This window comes from Pseudomonas sp. 22082, assembly GCF_052046055.1.
GTDB lineage: Bacteria > Pseudomonadota > Gammaproteobacteria > Pseudomonadales > Pseudomonadaceae > Aquipseudomonas > Aquipseudomonas pharyngis.
In genome coordinates this window covers 125,358-149,367 of record NZ_JBQEQB010000020.1, presented here as the reverse complement: position 1 = coordinate 149,367, position 24,010 = coordinate 125,358, and the positions used below count along the sequence as shown (strand labels likewise).

The window sequence follows — 24,010 nt, the reverse complement described above, 5'->3', positions numbered from 1 at the left end:
ACCAGCCGCACCACCCGCCGCGACTACGACTTCGAAAAACCGCGCCTGACGCTGGAAAGCGAAAACCGCGGCGACGCCCTGCCCGACCTCGAGGACTACGATTACCCGGGCCGTTTCGTCGACCGCGAGCGCGGCAAGCACCTGGCCAAACGCGCCCTCGAACGCCACCGCAGCGACTTCCAGCTCGCCGAAGGCAAGAGCGACCAGCCGTTGCTGGTCAGCGGCCATTTCCTCGCACTCAAAGAACACCCGAAGGCCAAGTGGAATGACCTGTGGCTGCTCACCGAAGTCCACCACGAAGGCAAGCAGCCGCAGGTGCTGGAAGAGTCGGTCACCAGCGACACCACCGCGCTGAAAGACGATTTCCATCAGGGCTACCGCAACCGCTTTCAGGCCACCCCGTGGGACGTGCCGAACCGCCCGCCCCTGCGCCACCCGAAACCGCGCATCCTCGGCAGCCAGAGCGCCGTGGTTACCGGCCCAAAAGGCGAAGAAATCCACTGCGACGAATACGGCCGCGTGAAAGTCCAGTTCCACTGGGACCGCGACGGCCAGGCCGACGACAAAACCAGCTGCTGGCTGCGCGTCTCCAGCGCCTGGGCCGGCGCCCAGTACGGCGGCATCGCCATCCCGCGAATCGGCATGGAAGTGCTGGTCACCTTCCTCGAAGGCGACCCCGACCAGCCGCTGATCACCGGCTGCCTGTACCACAAGGAAAACACCGTCCCCTACGCCCTGCCGGCGAACAAGACCCGCACCACCTTCAAGACCCTGAGCTCGATGGGTGGCGGCGGCTTCAACGAACTGCGCATCGAAGACAAGAAAGGCCAGGAACAGATCTTCCTCCATGCCCAGCGCGACTGGGACGAAAACATCGAACACGACCAGAAAATCCGCGTCGGCAACGAACGCCACGACGTCGTGGAAAAGAACAGCTACACGGAATTCAAGGCCGAAGAACACCACACCGTTTACGAAGACCGCAAAGTCGAGGCTCGGGCCAACGATCACCTGACCGTGGGCGTGAACCAGCACATCAAGATCGGCACCGGACAATTCATCGACGCCGGCCAGGAAATTCACCTGAGCAGTGGCATGAAGGTGGTGCTGGAGGCCGGGGCTGAGCTGACGCTGGTCGGCGGTGGCAGCTTCATCAAGATCGATGGCGGCGGCGTGACCATGAGCGGGCCGGCGATCAACATCAACTCCGGCGGAGGACCGGGCAGCGGCACCGGCGCCGCCCCACTGCTGCCGGGCGTGTTGAAGCAGGCCGATGCCGACAAGGCTGGCGCTGTACTGACCCCGGCGCAGATCAACACCCTCAAACGTAATGCGCCGTTCTGCGAAGAGTGCGAAAAATGCAAGGCAGGTGCCTGTGCCATCTAATCGACTGACACCCAAAGACTGGCTGGCACAACAGCCGCTGCAGAAAGACGAACGCTTGTATCTGGTCATAAGCGCCGCGAGCGATGCCGAAGCGCTCAAGGCCTTATATCAGAGCGAACCGTCCATACAGGCCATTCCCATCTGGGGTGGAACGCCCTACTCCACCTGGCAACCGGTGATGCCATACGTCGCCGAACTCAAGGCCAACTCGGCCTTCCTGCCCTGGATCACCGAAACCGACGCCCTCGACTGGGGCTGGCTGGCGGTCTCCCGCTCGGAGCCCAACGAAGTTTTCGAACACCTGCGCAGTTTGACCCAGGTGAAGATGCCGGACGGGACCGAAGTGTTTTTCCGGTTCTGGGATGGGCGGCATATTTATCCGATTCTTGAAGGGCTGGGTGAGGCGGCTGGGGAAGTGTTGCCGGTGTTTGAGCGGTATCTGATTAATGGGCGGAGTCTGGAAGTCGGGCCGAGGGTGGTGCCGAAGGCGAAGGATTGGCCGTGGTGGGAAGTGCCGAAAGACCTGCTTGACAGCTTGATGGCCGAAAATCCGTCGACCGTAATCGGCAACATGATGCAGTGGCTGCTGGACGAACATGCCGACCTGTACTTCTCGTTCCCTGAATCGAACCTGCAAAAGAAAGTGGCGCGCTTCGTAAAACGCACGCCACTCACGGAAGAAAACTTTACCGGCCTACTGAAGGCCCATCTGGAAAGTGAGGTGGCTGTATGAGCATTTTGATGGGTGAGATTGTTGCCAATCTCAATGCAAAACAGCCTGATGCTCAGGCCATCATCAGCGACTTCAAGAAGTGCCTGAAGGATTATCGCGAGCATGCCGAAGCCTGGTACGGCGGCATTCTGGACGCAGAGCAACAGTTCAAGGTCGGTGACGAAGTCGGTACGGCGGACAAAGACAGCAAAAAGGAAAATACCCTTTATGCCAACTGCCCTGCCAACGGCAAACTCAAACTTGTACATAGTTTCGAGTCTGCGCGTTTTGTACCTATCGGCAATACGCCGGTGCGACTGGTGCCAGTGGAGAATGGCAAGCTCTACGGAAAGAACGAAGTCGGTCAACCGATCAACGTCAAAATCGGTCCAAGCGGGATTCTGGAGGTCACTGGCCTCAAACCGCATCAGCAATATGAAATCACTTTTTTCCCGAATCCCACCAAGGCTCAGATCGATAGCCTGTTCAACTCCTATCAAGGCGTAATCGGGGACCTTAGCGGCTGGCTGCAAACAGAGTGGACCACCGACTTTCTGCCACTTTGGCAAGCGCATACCAATGCATCCATGGCTGGACGGGCATTGCAGCAATTGGAGTCGGCGTGGAAGGGGTTCCTCAAGGCGATCATGGGGCTGTGGGGGGACATCAAAAGTCTCTACGACCTGGTTGCACACCCTCGGGAAAACTACGAAAAACTCAAAAAATTCTTCACCGAAGAACAGATAAAGAAGATCTATAACGCTTCAAAAGAAGCCATTCAAACAGCCCTGCTGATCGCCAGTGACGAGCCACTTATGTGGATCTACGTCGCAGCTATCGTAGCGTGGGTCAAAATGCTGCCTCCGCAGACCTGCACTGAAGTGCTGGCAGAACTGACTACGGAAGTACTGCTGAACATCCTGATCGGTATTGTTTTGACGGGCGGGATCGGTTTGGCCGTCCGTATTGGCACCAAGGGCCTTAATGCTGCAAGGAACAGCGGCAAGGTCATGACACTGATTGAAGACTTCACGTCGATGCTGATGAAGATCAGCAAGAAGAATGCGACAGCACACGCCGATACGGCGAAACCGTTGATGCTCAACGGCAATTCGCCACTGAACCAGGCGAGAAAGGCGAGCGTAGAAATTGCGCCTCCAAAACCCGCAGAGACCGCCACACCACCAAAGAAAAAACCACCCGTTTCCGGAGGTGCTGTAGAGACGGATGCGCAGATTCATGCACGCGGCAAGAAGGAAAACAGCACCCGCGCTCAACAACAGGAAAATGTAGACAACGCGCCCAACCAGTCCAAAAACCCAGCGGATCAACCTGCTCAGTGCGCCGATAAGACCTGCACTAACGGTGAACCGGTATCGATGGTTACCGGCGAGGAATTGCTGACGCTCACTGACGGCGTATTGGGTGGGCTGCTACCCATTGAATGGACACGTCTCTATCGCAGCAGCGCGGTTGAAATCGACGGGCGTCTCGGCCATGGCTGGAGCCACTCCCTATCCCATCGCCTGCAAATCAACGATGAAGGCGTGTTGTGGACTGATAACGAAAACCGTCAGACCCGCTTCCCGATGCCGACCGAACAACGTCCAGCCATTACCAACAGTCTGGCTCAGGCGGCGATTTATTTGGGCAGCGCGCCGGGTGAACTGATCCTCACCCAAGCAGGAGCAAAACCACGCTTTTATCACTTCCGCGCAAACCGACTGACGACGGTCAGTGACTCCTACGGAAATCAGGTGCATATCAGCTATGACCTGGTGGGGCGGATCCAGCGCATCGATAACGGTGCGGGCCGCGCGTTGCTGTTGCGCTACGACGATCGCCATATCGTTGCCGTTGATCAGCAACAGCAGCGTTCTGAGTATGACGAGCGCGGTGAGCGCCAGGATCCTTGGCTGACCATTCAGAACCTTGTCACCTACCGCTATAACGCTCGCAACCAATTGGTCTCGGCATCCAATGCCGCAGGGGAAACCGAGCATTACCGCTACAACGATCAGCACGTCATTCTCGAGCGACAACTGGCCGGTGGCGCCAGTTTTTTCTGGGAATGGGAGCGTGAAGGCAAACTTTCCCGTTGCGTACGTCATTGGGCCAACTATTCGCAACTGGAAGCTCGCTACGAGTGGGATGACAAAGGCACGGTTACGGTTCACAACGCCGATGGCAGTGAACAGGTTTACGTGCATGACGAAAATGCACGGCTGATCAGTGAAACCGCTGCCGATGGTGCTGAAACGCAAAATGCCTATGACGATCAGGGACGTCTGGTTGCTGTAAAAGATCCAATGGGGGCCATCACCGAGTATCAATACAGCGATGCCGGACGATTGATGGCTGTCATCCCGCCGGAAGAAGAACCAACCCTCTACAACTACTTCGATGGGCAACTGATTGAAGTCAAACGTGGCAAGGCCCGTTGGCAGTACGACCGCAATCAACAAGGCGACATTACCCAGCAAATCGACCCACAGGGCAACGAAACCCGCTACAACTACGACGGCCAGGGCCGGCTGCTGGAAATTCATCACCCTGATGGCAGTCGCCATCAACTGGGCTGGAACAATCTCGGTCAATTGCTGGAGGAACGTCTTCCGGACGGTGGTCAGCGCAAGTACCGCTACGACGCACTCGGACGCCAGATCACCCGCCAGGATGAATTCGGCGCCATCACCCATTTTCAATGGGATGCCGTCGACCGGTTGACCCAGATCACCCTCCCCGGCGGTGCCACCCGTGCCTTCACTTACAACCCGTACGGACGCGTCACCGCCGAACGCGATGAGCTCGGCCGCATCACCCGCTACGAATACGCCGATAACCTGCACCTGGTCAGCCGCCGCATCAATCCCGACGGCAGCCAATTGCGCTATCGCTACGACAACGCCGGCCTGCTACTCACTGAAATCGAAAACGAGCGCGGCGAGCACTACAAGCTCGACTACTACGCCAACGGTCTGATCCAGCAGGAAACCGGTTTCGACGGCCGCCGCACCGCGTACGAATACGACCTCAACGGCCAGTTGCTGAAGAAGACCGAATTCGGCGATGACGGCAGCGAACTGGTCACCGAGTATCAGCGCGATGCTGCCGGTCGACTGCTGGTGAAAACCCTCGCCGATGGCGAAGAAATACACTACAGCTACGATGCCCTGGGCCGTTTGGTGAATGTCGACGACGGACACTGGCCGCTTGCCTACGAATACGACGTGCAGGATCGCCTGATCACCGAGCATCAGGGCTGGGGCACCACGCGCTACGAATACGACAGCGTCGGACAACTGAGTCACTGCAGCCTCCCCGATGGCAGCACACTCGACTACCGTCATCTCTCAGGCGGACGCCTTAGCAGTATTGACCTCAATGGCTCACGCCTGACCAGCCACCAATTCACCGCCGGTCGCGAACAGCAACGCCAACAAGGACTGCTGCTCAGCCAATACCAGTACGACGAACAAGGTCGCCTGCAAGCGCACAGCGTCCGCCAGCGCGAGAAAAACCTGTTCCAGCGTCGCTATAACTACGACGCCAACGGCAACCTCGCCGGCATCGATGACAGCCGCAAGGGCAACCGCAGCTTCCACTACGACCCGCTGGACCGCTTGACCAGCGTACGTGGCGCGACACCGGAAACCTTCGCCCACGACCCGGCCGGTAACCTGCTCGGCCAGAACAACGAAGGCACAGCCAACCTCGCCAACGTCAAAGGCAACCGCTTGCTGATGCAGGGCGACCGCCACTACGACTACGACGCCTATGGCAACCTGATCCGCGAACGCCGTGGCACCGGACAGAAACTTGTCACCGAATACCGCTACGACTGCCAGCATCGACTGATCGGTGTCAGCCTGCCGGGCGGCAGCAATGCATCCTATAAGTACGACGCCTTCGGTCGCCGCATCGAGAAAACTGTCGATGGCCATACCACCGAATTCTTGTGGCAAGGCGAACGCCTGATCGCCGAAAGCGGTGACAACCGTTATCGCACTTACATCTATGAACCTGGCAGCTTCCGCCCACTGGCCATGCTCGACGGCGAAGGCCCGCGTAAGGCGACGCCGTTCTACTATCAACTCGATCATCTGGGCACACCGCAGGAACTCACCGACTACAGTGGCGAGATCATGTGGTCGGCGAAGTACCGCGCCTACGGCAACCTCGCGGCGCTGGATGTCAGTGAAATCGACAACCCGTTGCGATTCCAAGGTCAGTATTTTGATGCCGAGACGGGCCTACACTACAACCGTCATCGCTACTACAATCCGGGGACTGGGCGGTTTCTGACACCGGATCCGATCAAGCTTGCGGGTGGGTTGAATAGCTACCAGTACGTACCTAACCCTACGGGGTGGGTGGATCCGTTGGGATTAAGCAGTAATTGCCCAGGCTCAGAGTCAAAATCACCACCGAGCGAAAAACCAGATAATGCTTCTAAAAGCAACGTTCATGGTGCGGAACCTACTTCTCCACCCGCACCGGCATCACCTCCTGGTCAGGGTTACCATAATGAGGTCTATGGAAACAAACCGGTTAAACCGCAGGATGCTGTTAAGCGATGGGAGGATTTCCTAGGTGAAGGCCCCTATACAAATACCCATCCAAGAACAGGATTGCCTGATAACGATAGGATTGTATCTGCCGATGGCAAACGAAGTATTCGCTATGGTGCTCATGAAATGAATAGCAAACCAAACAAGCACCATTACCACGAAGAAACGTGGACTCTTGACGTAGTTAACAACGTCATGAACGTTGACAACACAGTAATTCGCGTCCCCCTAGGAACCAAATAGATGAAAATCACTATAATACGCATAATTAAAATTCTCACCGAGAGTATATATATTGAATTTTCAAGCCCCTATGGAAAAGGCTTTTCAAACCTCATAGCTCCGGAGGCAAAAGAAAACCAGTCCTATGACATCGAAATGGACATTGGCGATGAGTTTTTTTGGAATAAAAACATAATGACTTCAGAGGAAACCACTCCATCAATCCGCTCGAAACCCGATGCAACTTACATAACCGCGGAATTAACCTCCATTACTGACGACGGATGCGGTGTGCTAAAGCTTGGAAACTCCGTCATATTCTTATCACTAGAAGGACACAATCAAAACTTAATGCTACCGACCTTTATAGAACTCTCAACCAACGACCTCAGCTTCTACCTAACCAACATATAAACCAAACCCAAAAGGGGACCGAACCAAAAGGAGACAGATTTATTTTTTCGTTAAAGAAAATAAATCTGTCTCCTTTTCAAAAACAGTTGACGGCGTGCAGTGGCAAGTACTCAAAGACGACGGCGTTATCACATCCTCCTTCCCAGCTGGCGACTCACCTATGTCGCGCCCTATTTGAATTGAGACAAATCATGGATAGCAAGGCTTTCGATGAATACAACTACTGGCTGGGACAAAGCGAGGATTCCAACTGGAATGAATACATTACAGAGCAGGTAGCCAAAGGAGTTCTAGGAAATTTCAGCGCTGAAGACTGGAACCGGCTTAACGACACGATCCTATCAAGGGAAGAGTATTGGCAGGAGCGAAGTGCTGCGGCACTTGGAGAGAATCGCTCGGCTCAGGCAATTGAAATTCTAAAGAAACTTTTGGACTCTCCATTTACCGAAGTATTAATAGTCTCTGCCTCAGAACTGGATTGGAGTGAAGTCCCAATCGAGAATAAATACGCAAAGAAAATACAAGCTATTATTAACTCCCTAAACCACGAAGAACTCGAATCCTATCCTGAACTTGAAAACCTTCTAAAAAAAGCCAGCAGCGCGCAAATTTAAATAGAACTAAATCAAAGGGAGCAGATTTCTTATTCGTTAAAGAAAATAAATCTACCCCTTTTCAGAATCCGTTCGAGGGGCAAAAATGACAGCGCTTAAATGTATCCCAAGAAGTGTATGGAACGGGTTCGACGGAACAGGCTATAACAACATTGCGCAAGAGCTAGAGGCCGAAAACCATTCACTAAGAAAATGGATTTCATTATATTCCATCTACAAATACCCCCTTACCAATGACCCACATCAATATTACAACTTCATCCACCAATCAAAAAACTTCCAACATGCATTAGTAATATTTACAATTCCCACCAAAACACTTGAAACAAGCGATGGCGTGGACGACCGAGACATTTTTATCGCAAAAATAGAAACCATGAACTCTGAAGCGGAAATCAACTCCCTTCTTGAAAACCTCAACATAGACCCAGAACTGTTCACCACGCCATGGCGCTGTGAATACCCGCTCTAGGTGCCAAACTGCAATCGGAGGGGTTCGAATTTGCTTTCGTTGAAGAAAATAATTTCTTCCCCTTTTCAGTCCTTTTCAAATAGGCAAAATGAAAATTTTTCTCAACATTGAACACCTGAAAAACTTCAACTTCCCTAGTGCATTCATAGAATTCGCGACTACGGAACCTGAACCGGACATTGAGCCTTGGTGGTTACTAATATATCAAGAGGGAAAAATAAATTACTGGCACAACACGCTAAAAAACCTTTACCCAAACCGCACGCTAGTTCCTTTCGCTAAATTCAATGCGAATGATGATATTGCTTGCTTTGACGGAGATGATTTATCCGGCAATCCAAAAGTGCTAATAATACATGCATATGCTTCAGAGGGATGGGAGCTTCACGGAGAACATCCTGACTTTAGCGCATGGCTAAAAATAGCCATTGAGACCCATGCGGAATGGAATGAAGAAGATTAAAAACATCTACATCCAACATCTTATAGGTGTATTCAGTTCTCGCTGGAGAGCGCAATGATTTTCTCAATTGATATCACAGAGTGCTTTGGCGCGATCGACTCCGATAACGCAGGCGGGATCATAAGCTATATCAACATCCCCCCCATCGAACGCCCTCGGGAAAAATTTCACCTTAAGCTATCAAACTTTGTACTTAACTTAATCGACGAGCCAGTCATCGATTCGATCAACAGGCAGAATTCAACCATTTTGGAGAACATGACCGAAGACGGCTTCCTTATAATAAGACAAGCCAGTATTTCCTTTGATTCAATAAAAGGCTACGAAAAATTACTACGACTATTAAACCAAGACCACGGATATTTGACCCACGAACGCTACGGCCAAAAATTGAACACCGGAGACAAGATCTACGACATCAGCGGAAGACTCTTTTCGAACCCGGATCTTTTAATTAACTTCGCATTCATTTCACCCAGCACTATAACACTTAAATTTAATTCATCAGACTGCACATACATAGAAAGCTACCCCGAGCTTCAAAAATCTTTAGAAAAACTAAATTCAAGAGAAAAACCTACTCAACCACCTCTCACTGGCCTATTCGACCCCACATATAGCAACACTCACACCACTAGCAACTTTGGCGCTGGTTATCGAATCTACAATCAATAATTAAAATACTTCCACAAAAGGGAATAGGCTCACTTCTATTCACGCTCCAAAAAACAACAGGAATACCTCAATGAGTTACTTAAAAAAAGAAATCACATCAGCACTCGAAACAAACCATCTAAAAAACCAGCAACTCAAAGACAATGAATTAGAGAAAACAATCTCAAACATAAAAACCTGCTTCTTTTACTTAAACACAAAAAACCTTGATCCCCTCAATCTAAAATCCGTAACAAAACAACACGACCCAGACTTTTGGAAAAAAGTCGATCTCCTATACCCTTCTGAAAAACCAACATTAATCGTCCTCGACAACCAAATCCATGCTTGGACGCTTCAGTCATCTTCCGATTTGAAAATATTGCTTTCAGAAACGACTGGCTTTCCATTCTGGATAACCAATACAGCCCTTAGCTTCTTAACTTATGTAGACGACCACGATTGCGTACATACAGCATCCCCTTCGTTTCCTCCCGCGATTAAAAAATCATGATCTTCAAATCAGAAAACAACATCATTGACCCAACCTCTGTAACCTACCGCAGCCTTGGCTTCGGGGAACCTCTCTCCAACAATGCCAAAAAATATACTTTATCAATAAAAATCCACGAACTGCCCGAGCAATTCTACGAGCTAACAAATGCACTCATCGCCGAATGCATACAAGACGATAACAAACAAGGCTACGCCGACATCCCCGAATTACGAGATTGCAATTACCCGCCACTTTCAACCCTGATAAAAAACCGCCCAGACGTTGCAGCAACCCTCATCAAGGACTATTTATTCTTTGAGCTGTTCTATTTGCTATTCCCATCAAAGGGAGAACTCGAACTATTAATAAACTCGATTTCCGGAGTTTATTATCTGGACGATACGTTTCACCTATGCGGCGAAACGTATCCCTACCGAAACCTGTAATTGCCTTATTTCCGTCACACGCTGAAAACCCTAAGGCAAAAAACGCAACCTACTGCTGCCTTTCGATGATTTGCTCCCCCACCTCATACTTAACCACCACCCGATTCCCATACAACCGCTCCGTCTTCACCAACGCCCCCACCTGCCCCTTCTCCCTCACCTCCCGCCAAATCTCATTCTCCCGATACACCCGCTCCCCCTCCCGCACAAACCGATGCCCCACTTCAAACACGTGATACCGATAAGCCCGCTCCCGATCACACAACAATTCCCCCTCCAACTGCGTCTCCCCCACCTTCAGCTTCAGCTGAAAGCTGCGATCCGTCGGGTTGTGCAGTACCAGGTCGATGTAGTTGTAGAAGATCGCCGCGCCGGAGCCGAATGGCAGGACGCGGCCGTCGTCCGGGAAGGGGTCGAAGCTGTGGTTGGCGCGTTCGATGACGACCAGGGGTGAGTGAATGGCCATCCAGTGGATGAGGTTGCTGAGTTGGCAGATGCCGCCGCCGATGCCGGTGCGGGCTTCGCCGAATGAGAGTTCCATGCCTTCGACGTAGCCGCGTTGGCGGGTCGGGCGGCCGACGAGGCGGCAGAAGGAGAAATATTCGCCGGGGGCGATGGTGACGCCGTCGATGGCGGCGACGGCGAGTTTGAGGTTGATGACTTTGTTGTGTTGCAGCGCGAGGTCGGAGTCGCCGAGTTTGCGGATCAGTTTTGAGGTGTGTTTGAGGTAGCGGTAAGGCAGGCGCTCGGACGTCGTGGCAGGACGCGCGTAGCGTTTGCTCGAGCAGTGCCAGGCGATGTGGCGGAACAGTCTTTTTTGCCACACGCGCAGCCAGTAAAGGGCCGGGTGGTAGAGGGAAAGTGGTTTCATCCTTGGCGAACGGCGCGGGCCGTTGTCTTCCTTGAGCTTGAAATGGCGGCGCATCTTACCGTGGAACCGCGCTTGATCGCCAAGCGCCTCGCCAGTGTCGCAAGCCGTAACAAGTCGCCCGGCCCGGGCGCTCGGAAATTAAGCTTGAACTAAGGTTGCGTCCCTACCATCCGGGCCACAAAGCAGCGGTTCTGTGTGCTGATTGCCGTCAGCAGAACCCTTCAACTTGAAGTGAGCCCGGACCATGAGTGCGATCGATTCCACCTCTAAACAACTGCCCGCCTTCAGTCTTGTATTGGTCAATTACAAGACGCCGGAAATAACCCGGATGTGCCTGGAGTTTCTCCAGCAATACGTCAAGGATCATCAAATTCCGGTGTGGGTGGTGGACAACGATTCCGCCGATGAAAGCCTGATTTACTTGCGGTCTCTGGACTGGATCAACTTGATCGAGCGCCCTTCACCCGGCAAGGAAGCGGGGCATATTGCTCATGGCAAGGCACTTGATCTGGCACTTGCGAAAGTTGAAACCGATTACCTGTTTTTGCTGCACACCGATACTTTCGTTTTTGACAGTACTGTCTTTTCGATGATGATGAATGAGTGCATGCAATCTTTGGATACAGCGGCGGTTGGTTGCGTCGAACAATTGGATCGAGGCGTCCTTAGAGACACCTGGCGTTTGTCTTCGCGTTATTTCAAACACTATTTCCGCCGGGCAAAACAGCATTTCGGGTTGCCGTCCCGAGATCCAAAACCCTACCGGGAAACTCACCTGAAAAGCTTCTGCACCTTGTGGAATGCACGGCTGATCAAGGCTCACGGGCTGCATTTTTCGATGGACGACCGGGTCCCGGGATACACGCTGCAGGATCGTTTAAGCAGCCTTGGCTACGGCATCAAATGCCTCTCGCCGCGGACGATCTTCCGCTACCTGGATCACATCCAGGCCGGCACCGTGGCCGCTATCGGTGGATACGGCAAACAGCACCGCCGCACCACCATGTATCAGGAAACGCTCAAGCGCCTTCAGTTACAACAGGGCATGCGTCCTGCCAAATCGTAAGACAATAAAAAAGGGCGACTTCAAAGTCGCCCTTTTTGCATCTGAATTCTTTGGCCTCCACTCCGAGGAGGTGTTCGCCCAGTGTAATGGCCTGGCAATCCATGCACCGGTAAAGAGCCCTGACACTGGGCGAACGCGAAGGATTTTAATGGAAATTGGCGGATATGTCGTCCTGCTTCAACATGAAATTTATGTACTGAAAAGTTAAAGAAAATATTCGTCGATATTTCCCGACAAACTTTCTGACATCACCACCTCGAATACTTCATATGACTGTTCTCATACAATTACTTGTACAAGAACAGCCATTCTGTAGAGTCAATACTCAACTTTCATGCTGACTGGTCACTTTTAATACATCGGTGTAAGTGACCACGACGCTTTGCCCGACTTTCAAATCTTTCAGTTTGGCCTGAATCTCAGGCTTTTCGACGTTGAGGGTTTTCGACTGGCCCGAAGGGTTTTCCAGGGTGACCTGGTTTGCCGCCAAATCAATTTTGGTGATTTTCAATTGCACCTGAACCTGGCGGAAGGCCTCGCCACCGGGGTTGTTGCTGCCCACGGCGTTGCGCAGTTCACCCGTGCGCTCGGTGGAGCCTGGCAGACCTTTATCCACGTCGGTGTCCAGATAAGCGGCGACCGAACGTGTCACCTCGATCTGGACCAGATCCCCCACCTTGAGATTTCCGAGGTTTTTCGCCTTGTCGCTGAGCTGAATGTGCACCTGGCGACCTTCCGCGCCTTCCAGGACCACTTGATGATTGGCCGGGTCAACCGCCAGCACTTTGGTGGTGACCCGGTCGGCCTCGACAGCGGCCGACAGCGGGATATCGGCGGCCATCGCCGAAAAGCTGGCCGTAGAAAGGACGGTGGCAAGTGCTATGGCGTGCGTCAGTGCTTGGAGCTTCATAAGCGATACATTCCCTGTGATGGATGGCAGCACCCATCGCCAACGTGATCAGCGACGGATGTGCCACTGAGCATAGACGCCCTTCAGGGTTTGTTCCGCGATCGTTGCGCGGTGTCCTGCGCGGTGGACTCGCCACTGGCGGTGCCTTTCCCGGAGCTCTGCCGCTGTTTGGGATCGGTGGGACGCAGTGCGTCGTTGTCGCGCTCGGTTTCACCCGGCGGACGAGGTTCGTCGGGGTGCTCGTTATCAGGGACAGTGTTCATTCCAGGCCTCCTCAGGCTTCGGGGTCGTCGAGTTCCCGCGCGACGTTCATGGCGGGCGAGTCCTTGTGCAGGTCATCGGCCTTGGCTCTGAGAATCTGCCATTGCTCAAGATCGATGGCACCTTGGCCGAGCAAATCGTCAGCGATGCGCTGCAGATCGAAGTAATGGGCATCCGGGGATTGTTGCCAGTACGTCTGATCGTCAAACATTTGCTGCCAGGTCGTCAGGTCTGGAGATTTCAGTTCCTCGCTCATGGATCGGATCCTCGGCCATGTTCCTCGGTAGAGGGGGCATCCTGGACAGAGTTCCAATCGATTCCTTCGCAGGCAGGTGCGCGGAATCAGTACCCGGTCATTTCCAGATAGCCCTGCCCGCCCCGATTGCCGCTCAGGCGCACCGGCCCTTCCCAATACGGAATGCGCAGGTTCATCCAGGCGTCGGGGTTGATTGCATCGAGGGTGATCTGCAGATTCCTCGTCGGGATCTCGATCGACCAGCGCTCCGGCATCGAGCGGCCGGCGACCTTCGCAGTGCCTTGCGGGGTCAGCTTGATCTGCTCGGCGTGCAGGGTTTCGGTCTGGCCATCGGCGGCAATCCACGTGCCGGTCAGGTACGGCGCCCCTTCCTTCTGGCGCATGCGGTACAGCATGACGTGTTCGCCGCCGTCCAGATGCAGTGAGAACCAGTCCCAGCCCGTCTGATTGGCGGTCAGCGGCTGGCTGCTCCATTCGCGGTCGAGCCAGGCCGGGCCGTTGACGGTGTAGGTCTGACCGTCGATCTGCAGGGTGCCGCTGGCCTGGAAAAACGGCTGGCTGTAGTAATACGACGCCTGGCCCTGTTCGGATTTCTGGCTGAAACCCTTGTCGCCCTGCAGCACCAGCGGGCGGCTGGAGGTCAGGCGCAGCTGGTAGCTGAAGTTCTTGTCCCGGGCGCTGAGTTGCAGGTCGGCCAGGGGATCGCTCGCCTGACTGACGAAACGCCAGTCATCGATCCACGCCTCGAACGGCGCCGCACGCACCCCGGCCTGCCCGACACCGCCACGGGCATAACGCTCGGCGGCGTGGTGGACGCTGGCGGAGGTCACTGCCGCGTGCCCGAGCCAGATCGTCTGGTTGGCCCAGCCCGGTTGCTGCGGCGAGGCGTTCAGGGCGCTGCGGAATAACGTCCACTGCACGCCGAAATCATTGCCCTGCGCATCCTTGAGATTGGCCGTCACGTACCACCATTCGATGCGAAAGCCGTCATGGGCGCCGTGATCCGCCGGGAAGCTGAACACCCGCCCCGGCACCACCGGTGTAAACGCCTGCGCCTGAGCGCCCATGCCGGCGAAACCCTTCTGCTCCGCTGTGGGGTTGTCGCAACCACCGAGCAACAACGCCAAAAACACCAGCGCAAACCTAGTCCTCATGAGCAAACGTCCTCAGCAAGTCCGCCGGTTGCGTGCGGTACAGCGAATACAGCGGCCACGCCGAGGCCAGCAAGGTCGCCAGCAGCGCCAGCCCCATCAGTTGCAGCAACTGCCATGGAAACACCCGCAGCGGCAGACGCCAGCCAAAGGCCTGCACGTTGATCACCGCGTCCAGACACCACGCCAGACCGATGCCCAACGGCAAGGCCAGCACCAGCGTCAGCAGCGCCAACAGCCACGTTTGCCCGAGATTGAGCAGCATCAGCTGCCGCCGCGTCACACCCAGCGCCCACAACGGTGCGAGCTGGCCGAGGCGGCTCTGGCTCTGGGTCAGCAGGCTGATGAACAGCGCCACGCCGGCGACGGCCAACGTCAGGCTATTCAGCGCGGCGGTCGCGGCGAAGGTGCGTTCGAAGACTTGCACCGACCAGCCCTTGAGTCGTGCCTGATCGACGATGCGGTTGTCGTCGAGCTGGAAGCGCGCCTGCAAGGCCGTGAGCAGCGCCGGGATGTTCGGCGGGTCGATGCGCAGGTTGAAGCGGTTCGGCGTCAGCTGCGGCCAGCCGCGCAACAGGTGATTGCTGTTGACCAGCACATGGCCCTTCGGATTGCCGTAGTCGGCGTAGATCCCGACGATACGCGGCGACCATGACCCGCCCGGCGTGGGAATCGTCAGGTGATCGCCCGGCCTGACTTTCAAACGACGCGCCAGTTGTTCGCTGAGCATCACCGCATCGTCCTTGGCCAGCGCCGCCCACGGGTCGTCACCCCGCGCTTCGAGCAATGGCCAGTGCTGGCGATAGTGCGGATGATCGATGATCCCGAACACGTCCGCCGGCCAGCCTTGCAGCGTCACCGAAACCTGCCAGTTGGGCATGATCGCGGTGACGCTCGGTTGCTGTTTGAGCCAGGTGGACAGTTCCCGCGCCTGCGCCGGATTGCTCGGGTTCAGATAAAGCTCGGCGGTGAGCCGTTGTTCGAGCCAGTCGTTGAAGGTCTGGCGGAAACCGGCGGTCATGCTGCCGGCGCCGATGTTCGCCGCCATCGCCAGCAGCAGCGCCATCAACGCCAGGCTCAGCGCCGGCAATTGTTGGCGGCAGTCGGCGAGAAACCATTGCCCGAGCACCGAGCGGCTGCGCCCGAGCAACCCGTTGAGCAGCGCACTGAGCAACACCGGCAGCGCAAGCGCGGCGCCGAGCAACAGCCCCGCCATCAACACAAACCCACTGGCCAGGCTGTTGCCCCATACCAGCGCGGCCAAGGCAATCACTGCACATACGCCGGCCACCCAACCCTGACGCCGCAACCAGCGCGCATGTTGCTGATGCCAGGCCTGCGGATCCGCCACCGCCAGCAACGGCAGTCGCGCCGCCCGCAGCAGACTGTTGGCCCCGGCCAGCAACGCGCCGAGCAGGCTCAAACCGATGCCGCTGAACCACCACCACGGACTCAGACGCAACTGCCCCGCCACTTCCGCGCCGTACAGACCGCGCAGGCTGGCGGCGACATCCGGCAACAGCACGCTCGCCAGCCAATAACCGCTGACCACGCCGAACAGCCCGCCGATCAACGCCAACGCGCCGAGTTCGACGATCAGGCAAGCGATCAGCATCCGCGCACTGACCCCGCAGGCCCTCAAGGTGCTTAGCAATCCCCGGCGTTGTTCAAGCGCCAGACCGATGGCCGCGTGGACGATGAACAAACCGACAATGAACGAGAGAAACCCGAGCGCATCGAGGTTGAGGTGGAAGCTTTCGGTCAATCGCGCAAGGTTGTTTTCCTCGCCACTGCTCTTGAGCTGCAACTGGCCTTTTAACGCGGCCGGCACCTCGGCGTGAAAATCCTTCGGCAGCAGCAGACGCGACAGTTGCTCGGGTTGTTCGAGCACGCGCTGAGCGGCGCCAATGTCCACCAGCAGCACGCCGGGGGCCATGTCGGTTTGCGCCCGCAGCGGCGGCAGCGTCTGGCCGGTTTCGCTGGCCGGGGTCGCGCCCTCGGCGAGGTTCAGCGCCCGCAAGGTCTCGGGAGAAATCCAGGTGCTGCCCGGCGGGGTGAAGAATTCGACGACGCGTTCAATCGGCATCGCCTGCCCGGCCACCGCGCTGTCACCGGGTAAAGACACCGGTTCGATGCCCATCAACTGCAGGCGCTGGTTTTCGTGGCCCTTGAGCATCAGGCGCCCTTGCAGCACCGGCGACACCGGCCAGCCCAGACGCCGCAGGTCAACGAACCATTGTTGCGGGAACGTTGCGCCGTTCGGCGTACTGAGGCTGGCCTGAGGCTCGCCGCCGATCATTTGGCTGGCCCGCGCGTAACTGTCCCGCGCCTGACTGTTGAGGGCTTCGACTCCGGTCAACAGACTGGTAGCCAGCCACAGCCCGGTCAGCACGCTGAAAAACTGCACCGGATGGCGCCGCCAGTGACTGAGCAGCGCCATCAGCGCGTGGCGGAAAACCTTCACGTCAACCGACCGCTGGACAGCACCACGCGCTCCGCCAGCCGCGCCGCCACGCGCTGACTGTGGGTGACCATCAGCAAGGTGGTGGGTGTGTCGTCGAGCAATTCCAGCAACAGTCGCAGTACTTCGTCGCTGGTGGCTTCGTCGAGGCTCCCGGTGGGCTCGTCGGCCAGCAGCAATTTCGGTTGCGCGGCCAGCGCCCGACCGAGCGCGACCCGCTGTTGCTGGCCGCCGGAGAGTTGTTCGGGATAGCGCTTGAGCAATTCGCCCAGCCCCAGACGCTGCACCAGATGCTGCTGCCAGCGCGGGTCATGCCGCCCGGCCAGCCGCGCCTGAAACGCCAGGTTGTCTTCGATCCGCAGGCTGCCGATCAGGTTGTACTGCTGGAACACCAGACCGATTTCGGTGCGCCGCCAGTTGGCCAGTTGCGCCTCGTTCATCCGGTCGAGCCGATGTTCGCCGCTGCTGATGCTGCCGCTGTCGACCTTGTCGAGCCCGGCGATCAGGTGCAGCAGCGTGCTCTTGCCGCTGCCCGACTCGCCCATCAGTGCCAGACTGCTGCCGGGCCCGAGCGTCAGGTCGATGCCTTGCAGCACCGGCAACGGGCCTTGCGGGGTGAGGTAGCTTTTGAAGACGTTTTGAACCTGGAGCATGCCGCCATCCGATCGATCCGTGTCGGCCAAGGATAGCGGATACCGACGCGTTACTGACCCACCGCCACACTCGTCGGCGCTTCACCCGGCGTCACGATGCTGTTCAGATCGATGTGTTTCCACTCGGGTTTGGCCCCCAGCCGCGCGTTGAAGCGGTAGTTGAAGGTGAATTCATCCGCCGTCGCCACGCTCAACGGTTTGCCGTACACCGCTTCGATTCCCGGCAGGTCGTAGCCCATCAACTGCAACAGGGTCGGGAAGATGTTGTAGTGACTGGAGCGATCCTTGTTCGCCGCCAGTTGCGCCGACCAGTCGAGTGTCTGCAATTGATCGCCCTGAATCACTACCAGCGGCACCAGCCCTTCTTCCTCCACCGGGTCGCCGCCGCAGTGGGTGTTGAGCCCGGGATTGCCGCGTTCGTGCAAATCCTGCCCGTGGTCGGAGGTGTAGATCAGCAGCGCGTTGTTCAGATTGGCCTGGGCAAACACCCGCGAAAAGAACTCGCCGACATTCCACAGCACCGTGTTTTTGTAGGCATTGCGATACAGCACCCAGTCATCCGGCTGGCCGTTGAAGCCGGTGCGTTCACCGGTGTCGGCCACTTCCGTGAACTGCCCGCGGGGCAAGGTCGGGCGGTAGGCCATGAAGGCGTCCGGGTATTTGTCGTGTACCGGGAAATGCGCGCCGACCTTGTTGATCAGCACCAGCTGCGGTTTACCGTCGTTGAGCAGTTCGATCAGCTTGGCGGCGGCAGCCATGTCGCGGTCGCGCACGCTGGTCTGGTCGAATTGCACGAATTCGTCGATGTCCTTTTTCTCGGCATCGTTCATCAGGTTCTGCAGGTTGCCGCCGGTGCGCTGAGCGTCGATGTAGACCGTGCGCAGGCCGGCCTTTTTCGCGTACTGCCAGATCGACGGCAGCGTGCTGTTGATCCGCATGTAGTCGGCGCGGGTGCCACCGTAGCGCAGGGTGATGTTGGTGTCGGCGCTGCAATTGGCGATGGACGCCGCGTAGCCGTAATTGAAGATCTCGACGCCGGGACGGGCCTGCTTGAGGTTGCTGTGCACGCCGAACGGCGCGTTGATATCCAGGTAATTGCCGGAAATGCTCTCGTCGATGATCAGCACGATGTCGTGGCCGACCGCCGGGCCATTGCGCGCCAGGGTCACCGGCTCACGCGGGCCGACGGTGTTGTGCAGCGCTTCGTAGCCGAACAGGTTCAGATAGGCCAGCGGCGTGTACATGATCGGCAACCCGCGCGCGCCCTCCCCGGCGCGCACGAACAGTAAGGCGCTGAGCAGCAACACACCGCACAACGGCGCAGCGATCCGCAAGGCGTTGGGCACCGGGATCGTGTGCCGGGGCTTGAGACCGATCCCGAACAACAGCAGCAACCCGTTGAGCAGACCGTGGATGATCGCCCCCCGGTACTGATACGCCGCTTCCTGGATGAAGCCGCCGGAGTACACCAATGAGACAAAACTGCTATAGGTCAGGTAATCGGCGGTGACCCTCGTGTAAACGTCGAAGAACACCGCCGAAACAAACAGGGTTAATGCGAACAAATGCCGAATGAAAGTCTGACGTATATAGGCTGTCAGTATTAATGCGAAAGTCAGCGTCAAAAACATCGCGCCAAAAAGAAGTACTGCCAGACCGATACCCATCGCATTTAAACGGTCAAGGTAATATTCGGAATAAAGCAATAGATAAACAATTAAAAGCAGTTCTTTCAGATATCGAAACATGGCAATTCCGGAGTGCGTCCGACGAGAGGTTGTCAAGCGTTTGTCGGTCAAAATCTGACACTAGCACCGGGCCATTAAAGCGCAAGAAATGTCGGACATAATCAAAAAGCGTCAAAAAAACGTTGACTCAAATCTGACACACCCAAGTCGTTAAAACCCTTGAAATACGTGGCCTACGACCGTTTATCGTTTTCTTCGAACACGTCAAGAACGGGACAAATCCAGCTACAGCAAGCACTTGATGGCCTTTCGCCCCCAAAAATGGGGGTGTTATACCCTTGCAACATGTCATTTTGCTGACACGCTTTTCCCACGCTGCGCTATACCCCTTTTGACAGTTCCATTTTCAATCTTCCACCACCGTCTTACGAGGCACGCCAATATGGACGTGAGCGTATTTGGTACGGGCTATGTTGGCCTGATACAAGCAGCCGCACTTGCCGATGTCGGACATCGCGTATTGTGCGTCGATATTGACCCGAACAAGATTAAACAACTGCAACAGGCGGTACCGCCTATTAGCGAACCGGGTCTTTCGGCAACTTTGGAAGAAAACATCAAGGCCGGGCGTTTGTTATTCAGCACCCAGGCCAGCGATGCAGTGGAACATGCCGCATTGATCTTCATCGCCGTGGGTACGCCGGCCGATGAAGACGGCTCCGCCGACCTCAGCCATGTGCTCAACGTGGCGCGGCAGATCGCAAGCTTCATGGAAGACGATCGCACGTTGATCATCAAATCCACGGTGCCGGTCGGCACGGCCGATCAGGTGCTGCACACCGCCGAAGAAGAACTGCAGCGGCGCGGCAAAAATGGTCTGGCGGTGCGAGTGGTGTCCAACCCGGAATTTCTCAAGGAAGGCAGCGCCCTCGCCGACTGCATGCGGCCGGACCGGATCATCGTCGGCACTCGCGACGACCTGGCCCGCGAGCAGATGAGCGAGCTGTACGCGCCGTTCTGCCGCAACCACGAAAAACTGATGTTCATGGACAACCGCAGCGCCGAGCTGACCAAGTACGCAGCCAACGCCATGCTCGCCACCCGCATCAGCTTCATGAACGAGCTGGCCAACCTCACCGAACTGCTCGGCGCCGACATCGAAGCGGTGCGCAAGGGCATCGGCTCCGACCCACGCATCGGCTATCACTTCATCTACCCGGGCTGCGGCTTCGGTGGCTCGTGCTTTCCCAAGGACCTGCGCGCCCTGCTGCACACCGCCGAACACAACGGCATGCCATTGAAACTGCTGCGCAGCGTCACCGAAGTCAATGACGCGCAACGGCACATTCTGTTCAGCAAACTCAGGGCGCAATTCCCTCAAGGTCTGGCCGGCAAGTCGATCGCGATCTGGGGCCTGGCGTTCAAGCCGAACACCGATGACATGCGCGAAGCCCCGAGTCGTTATCTGATGGAAGCGCTGTGGGCCGAAGGCGCCAGCGTGCAGGCCTACGATCCGGAAGCGATGTCCGAGTGCCGGCGCCTTTACGGTTACCGCAATGACCTGCACCTGTGCGCCACCCGCGACGACACCCTCGAGGATGCCGACGCACTGGTGATCTGCACCGAGTGGAAGAATTTCCGCGTCGTGGATTTCGAGCTGCTGGCCAGCAAGCTGCGCTCGAAAGTCATCATCGACGGACGCAACCTCTACAACCCGGAACAAGTCGCAGCTGCCGGCCTGCACTACAGCGGCATCGGTCTGCGCCACATCGCGCCTGACGGGTTGCGGCCATGAAAATCCTCGTCACCGGTGCGGCCGGGTTCATTGGTGCTCATTGCGTGCTGCGGCTGGTGCGCGACGGGCATCAGGTGATCGGCCTGGACAATTTCAACGGCTACTACGATCCCCAGCTCAAGCACGATCGGGTGGACTGGGTGCGCAAGCAGATTGGAGATTTCCAGCTTGCCACGATTGATCTGGCGGATGCTGCGGCGCTGGAAGCGCTGTTCGCGAGCGAACGGCCGCAAGTCGTGGTCCATCTCGCCGCGCAGGCCGGAGTGCGCTATTCGCTGGAAAATCCACGGGCCTATCTGCACAGCAACCTCGACGGTTTCCTCAACATCCTGGAGTGCTGCCGCCAGTACCCGGTCGAGCACCTTATCTACGCCTCGTCCAGTTCGGTGTACGGCGCCAACCAGCGCACACCGTATTCGGTGCAGGACGGCGTCAATCACCCGCTGTCGCTGTACGCCGCGACCAAGAAAGCCAATGAATTGATGGCCCACAGCTACAGCCATCTGTTCGGCATCGCTTGCACCGGGCTGCGCTTTTTCACGGTCTACGGGCCGTGGGGCCGGCCGGACATGTCGCCGATCCAGTTCGCCAAGGCCATCAGCGAAGGCTCGCCACTGAAGCTGTTCAACTACGGCGAGCATCAGCGCGATTTCACCTACATCGACGACATCATCGAAAGCATCGAACGCCTGATCGAGCTGGCACCCCGGGCCAATCCCGAGTGGAACCGCGAACAACCCGACCCGGCCAGCAGCATGGCGCCGTGGCGCTTGTTCAACATCGGCGGCCAGCACCCGGTGGCGCTGAAAACCTACCTCGCCCTGCTGGAAAAACACCTCGGCCAGAAAGCCGTGGTCGAGCTGCTGCCGCTGCAACCGGGCGACGTACTCAATACCTGCGCCGAGGCCAGCGACCTGGCCCAGGCCACCGGGTTTCAGCCCCGGATAGAGCTGGATGAGGGACTGGGGCGGTTTGTCGCCTGGTTCCGCGATTACTACCCCACTGCCTATCGCCCACGCGCCGTTCGCGGCTGAACATCAGCGGAGGACTCCATGACTGGACTTGAGAAAGGTATACCGATCCAACAACTGGTGCGTGACAAACGCATGGATCCGGAACAGCGAATGCGCCTCGACGCGGCAATCCACCGCCAGGGCCAGGGCTGGATGACCGGTCGAGAAGGTGGCCGGCCGTGGCAACTGTCGCGCACCAATCGGGTGGTGGCCTGTTTCGGCGCCCTGATGATTCTGCTGATGATTTCGCCGCTGCTGATCGGTCTGGCGCTGGCCATCAAGTTCACCAGCAAAGGCCCGGTGATGTTCGTGCAGAAACGCACCGGCTATCGCGGCCGCAAGTTCGGCATGTACAAGTTCCGGACCATGGTCGCCAACGCCGAAGAGCTTAAAGAGTCGCTGCGCCACCTGAACAAGCACGGTGCCGACGCCATCGACTTCAAGATCGACCAGGACCCGCGCATCACCGGGATTGGCGGCTTCCTGCGGCGCACCAGCCTCGACGAGCTGCCCAACCTGATCAACGTAGTGACCGGCGACATGCGCCTGGTCGGCCCTCGCCCGACCTCGTTCAACACCTACCGCTACAAGGACAGTCACCTCGCGCGTCTGGCGATCTACCCCGGCATGACCGGCCTGTGGCAGATCTCCGGACGCAGCAATATCGACTTCGACCAGCGCGTTGAGTTGGACCTCAGCTACATCGCCGAGCAGAGCCTACTGCTTGATCTGAAGATTCTGTTGAAAACCCCCTTCAAAGTATTCAGCGGCCACGGAGCAAGCTAATGGACGGTTCAACCAACAAAAGCCTGAGCATTGCCAGCCCCAGCGAGTCGAACCTGACCTCGACCGTGCTGGACCTGGATCTGCGGATCCTGTTTCTGACCGCCGCCAACCCCGGCGCCGGCACCACCACCAGCGCCCTGGCCATGGCCAGCCAACTGGCACAGATGAGCAGCGGCCAGGTGCTGTACGTCGACGCCAGCCAGTCGGCGAGCAACCTGACCCAGCAACTGAACCTGAGCAAGGAGCGCGGCCTGCGCGACCTGTTGTTCAACCCGGACAACCCGCCGCTGTTGCAGGACTGCGTGGTGCAGGTGTCGAGCCTGCCATTCCATGTGCTGCCCAACGGCCGGCCGATCCGCACCCTGGAGCACCTGACCGCCGAGCGTCTGAGCCCGTTGCTCGATCAACTGGGCAGCCAGTACCGCTTTGTAGTGATCGACGGCGACGCGGTGTATTCGGCGGCCGACACGCTGGTCATCAGCACCCAGGTCGACGGCGTGGTGTTTGTGGTACGCGCCGAAGACACTCGCTGGGAAGTTGCCCAGGCGGCGGTCCAGCGCTTGACCCAGGCCGGGGCGAAAGTGGTCGGCAGCGTGTTCAACCGACGCAAGTACTACATGCCTAAATGGCTCTACAAAAACCTGTAAGC

The 24,010-nt window shown here is 57.0% G+C and carries 23 protein-coding genes; 15 read left to right on the top strand and 8 right to left on the bottom strand.

The genetic code is table 11. The annotated features are described in order from the left end of the window. The 10 genes from tssI to ACTJK9_RS22160 all read left to right on the top strand — a co-directional run. The coding region (gene tssI / locus ACTJK9_RS22205) for a type VI secretion system tip protein TssI/VgrG (RefSeq protein ID WP_440816234.1) at positions 1-1,386 on the top strand (1,386 nt) is incomplete at its 5' end. After that, positions 1,376-2,119, top strand: coding sequence for a DUF4123 domain-containing protein (locus ACTJK9_RS22200; RefSeq protein WP_085613475.1), 744 nt, complete (start codon positions 1,376-1,378; stop codon positions 2,117-2,119). The genes tssI and ACTJK9_RS22200, both read left to right, overlap by 11 nt. After that, the gene (locus tag ACTJK9_RS22195; RefSeq protein WP_440816231.1) at positions 2,116-6,912 is read left to right on the top strand and encodes an RHS repeat-associated core domain-containing protein; all 4,797 of its coding nucleotides are present in this window, start codon (positions 2,116-2,118) and stop codon (positions 6,910-6,912) included. Before ACTJK9_RS22200 ends, ACTJK9_RS22195 begins: the two co-directional genes overlap by 4 nt. Continuing rightward, complete coding sequence (locus ACTJK9_RS22190; protein WP_085613474.1) at positions 6,913-7,305, top strand: hypothetical protein; 393 nt, start codon at positions 6,913-6,915, stop codon at positions 7,303-7,305. 191 nt (positions 7,306-7,496) lie between these two features. Continuing rightward, complete coding sequence (locus ACTJK9_RS22185; RefSeq protein WP_064595260.1) at positions 7,497-7,919, top strand: hypothetical protein; 423 nt, start codon at positions 7,497-7,499, stop codon at positions 7,917-7,919. An 85-nt stretch (positions 7,920-8,004) separates the two neighbouring features. Beyond that, a complete protein-coding gene (locus ACTJK9_RS22180) occupies positions 8,005-8,391 on the top strand; it encodes a hypothetical protein (protein ID WP_085613473.1) in 387 nt (128 codons plus the stop codon). 88 nt (positions 8,392-8,479) lie between these two features. Further along, a complete protein-coding gene (locus ACTJK9_RS22175) occupies positions 8,480-8,854 on the top strand; it encodes a hypothetical protein (RefSeq protein WP_082934388.1) in 375 nt (124 codons plus the stop codon). 54 nt (positions 8,855-8,908) lie between these two features. Further along, on the top strand, positions 8,909-9,529 hold the full coding sequence (locus ACTJK9_RS22170; RefSeq protein ID WP_440816226.1) for a hypothetical protein: 621 nt from the start codon (positions 8,909-8,911) through the stop codon (positions 9,527-9,529). Between the two features lie 70 nt (positions 9,530-9,599). Continuing rightward, positions 9,600-10,022, top strand: a complete 423-nt coding sequence (locus ACTJK9_RS22165; RefSeq protein WP_143492995.1) for a hypothetical protein — start codon at positions 9,600-9,602, stop codon at positions 10,020-10,022. Further along, the gene (locus ACTJK9_RS22160; RefSeq protein ID WP_085613471.1) at positions 10,019-10,450 is read left to right on the top strand and encodes a hypothetical protein; all 432 of its coding nucleotides are present in this window, start codon (positions 10,019-10,021) and stop codon (positions 10,448-10,450) included. Before ACTJK9_RS22165 ends, ACTJK9_RS22160 begins: the two co-directional genes overlap by 4 nt. A gap of 49 nt (positions 10,451-10,499) precedes the next feature. On the opposite strand, the gene ACTJK9_RS22155 is transcribed toward ACTJK9_RS22160, so the two are convergent. Beyond that, on the bottom strand, positions 10,500-11,321 hold the full coding sequence (locus ACTJK9_RS22155) for a VanW family protein (RefSeq protein WP_440816244.1): 822 nt from the start codon (positions 11,319-11,321) through the stop codon (positions 10,500-10,502). Positions 11,322-11,565: 244 nt separating this feature from the next. Here ACTJK9_RS22155 and ACTJK9_RS22150 point away from each other — a divergent pair, with 244 nt between their 5' ends. After that, positions 11,566-12,387 carry a glycosyltransferase family 2 protein gene (locus tag ACTJK9_RS22150; RefSeq protein ID WP_440816223.1) on the top strand — a complete coding sequence of 274 codons (822 nt, stop codon included), beginning with the start codon at positions 11,566-11,568 and terminating at the stop codon, positions 12,385-12,387. A 325-nt stretch (positions 12,388-12,712) separates the two neighbouring features. Here ACTJK9_RS22150 and ACTJK9_RS22145 read toward each other — a convergent pair whose 3' ends face one another. The 7 genes from ACTJK9_RS22145 to ACTJK9_RS22115 all read right to left on the bottom strand — a co-directional run bounded on the left by ACTJK9_RS22145 (position 12,713) and on the right by ACTJK9_RS22115 (position 19,827). Continuing rightward, a complete protein-coding gene (locus ACTJK9_RS22145; RefSeq protein WP_085613468.1) occupies positions 12,713-13,297 on the bottom strand; it encodes a hypothetical protein in 585 nt (194 codons plus the stop codon). A gap of 83 nt (positions 13,298-13,380) precedes the next feature. Continuing rightward, a complete protein-coding gene (locus ACTJK9_RS22140; RefSeq protein ID WP_039767781.1) occupies positions 13,381-13,560 on the bottom strand; it encodes a hypothetical protein in 180 nt (59 codons plus the stop codon). A gap of 11 nt (positions 13,561-13,571) precedes the next feature. Next, positions 13,572-13,814, bottom strand: a complete 243-nt coding sequence (locus ACTJK9_RS22135) for a hypothetical protein (RefSeq protein WP_074687761.1) — start codon at positions 13,812-13,814, stop codon at positions 13,572-13,574. A gap of 86 nt (positions 13,815-13,900) precedes the next feature. After that, a complete protein-coding gene (locus tag ACTJK9_RS22130) occupies positions 13,901-14,968 on the bottom strand; it encodes a lipocalin-like domain-containing protein (protein ID WP_440816219.1) in 1,068 nt (355 codons plus the stop codon). Then, a complete protein-coding gene (locus tag ACTJK9_RS22125) occupies positions 14,958-17,429 on the bottom strand; it encodes an FtsX-like permease family protein (RefSeq protein ID WP_440816216.1) in 2,472 nt (823 codons plus the stop codon). The genes ACTJK9_RS22130 and ACTJK9_RS22125 overlap by 11 nt, the downstream gene beginning before the upstream one ends. Beyond that, positions 17,426-18,079: an ABC transporter ATP-binding protein gene (locus ACTJK9_RS22120; RefSeq protein ID WP_085613465.1), complete on the bottom strand. Its 654-nt coding sequence runs from the start codon at positions 18,077-18,079 to the stop codon at positions 17,426-17,428. Before ACTJK9_RS22120 ends, ACTJK9_RS22125 begins: the two co-directional genes overlap by 4 nt. Before the next feature lie 50 nt (positions 18,080-18,129). Continuing rightward, on the bottom strand, positions 18,130-19,827 hold the full coding sequence (locus ACTJK9_RS22115; protein ID WP_440816211.1) for a sulfatase-like hydrolase/transferase: 1,698 nt from the start codon (positions 19,825-19,827) through the stop codon (positions 18,130-18,132). 382 nt (positions 19,828-20,209) lie between these two features. Here ACTJK9_RS22115 and ACTJK9_RS22110 point away from each other — a divergent pair, with 382 nt between their 5' ends. Genes ACTJK9_RS22110 through ACTJK9_RS22095 form a run of 4 tightly spaced genes read left to right on the top strand, consistent with a single transcriptional unit; the run spans position 20,210 to position 24,008 of the window. Next, positions 20,210-21,562: a UDP-glucose dehydrogenase family protein gene (locus ACTJK9_RS22110; RefSeq protein WP_440816208.1), complete on the top strand. Its 1,353-nt coding sequence runs from the start codon at positions 20,210-20,212 to the stop codon at positions 21,560-21,562. Beyond that, a complete protein-coding gene (locus tag ACTJK9_RS22105) occupies positions 21,559-22,596 on the top strand; it encodes an NAD-dependent epimerase/dehydratase family protein (RefSeq protein WP_440816205.1) in 1,038 nt (345 codons plus the stop codon). The genes ACTJK9_RS22110 and ACTJK9_RS22105 overlap by 4 nt, the downstream gene beginning before the upstream one ends. A gap of 18 nt (positions 22,597-22,614) precedes the next feature. Next, a complete protein-coding gene (locus ACTJK9_RS22100) occupies positions 22,615-23,361 on the top strand; it encodes a sugar transferase (RefSeq protein ID WP_085613462.1) in 747 nt (248 codons plus the stop codon). Then, on the top strand, positions 23,361-24,008 hold the full coding sequence (locus ACTJK9_RS22095) for a CpsD/CapB family tyrosine-protein kinase (protein ID WP_039767764.1): 648 nt from the start codon (positions 23,361-23,363) through the stop codon (positions 24,006-24,008). Before ACTJK9_RS22100 ends, ACTJK9_RS22095 begins: the two co-directional genes overlap by 1 nt. Positions 24,009-24,010: the final 2 nt, after the last annotated feature.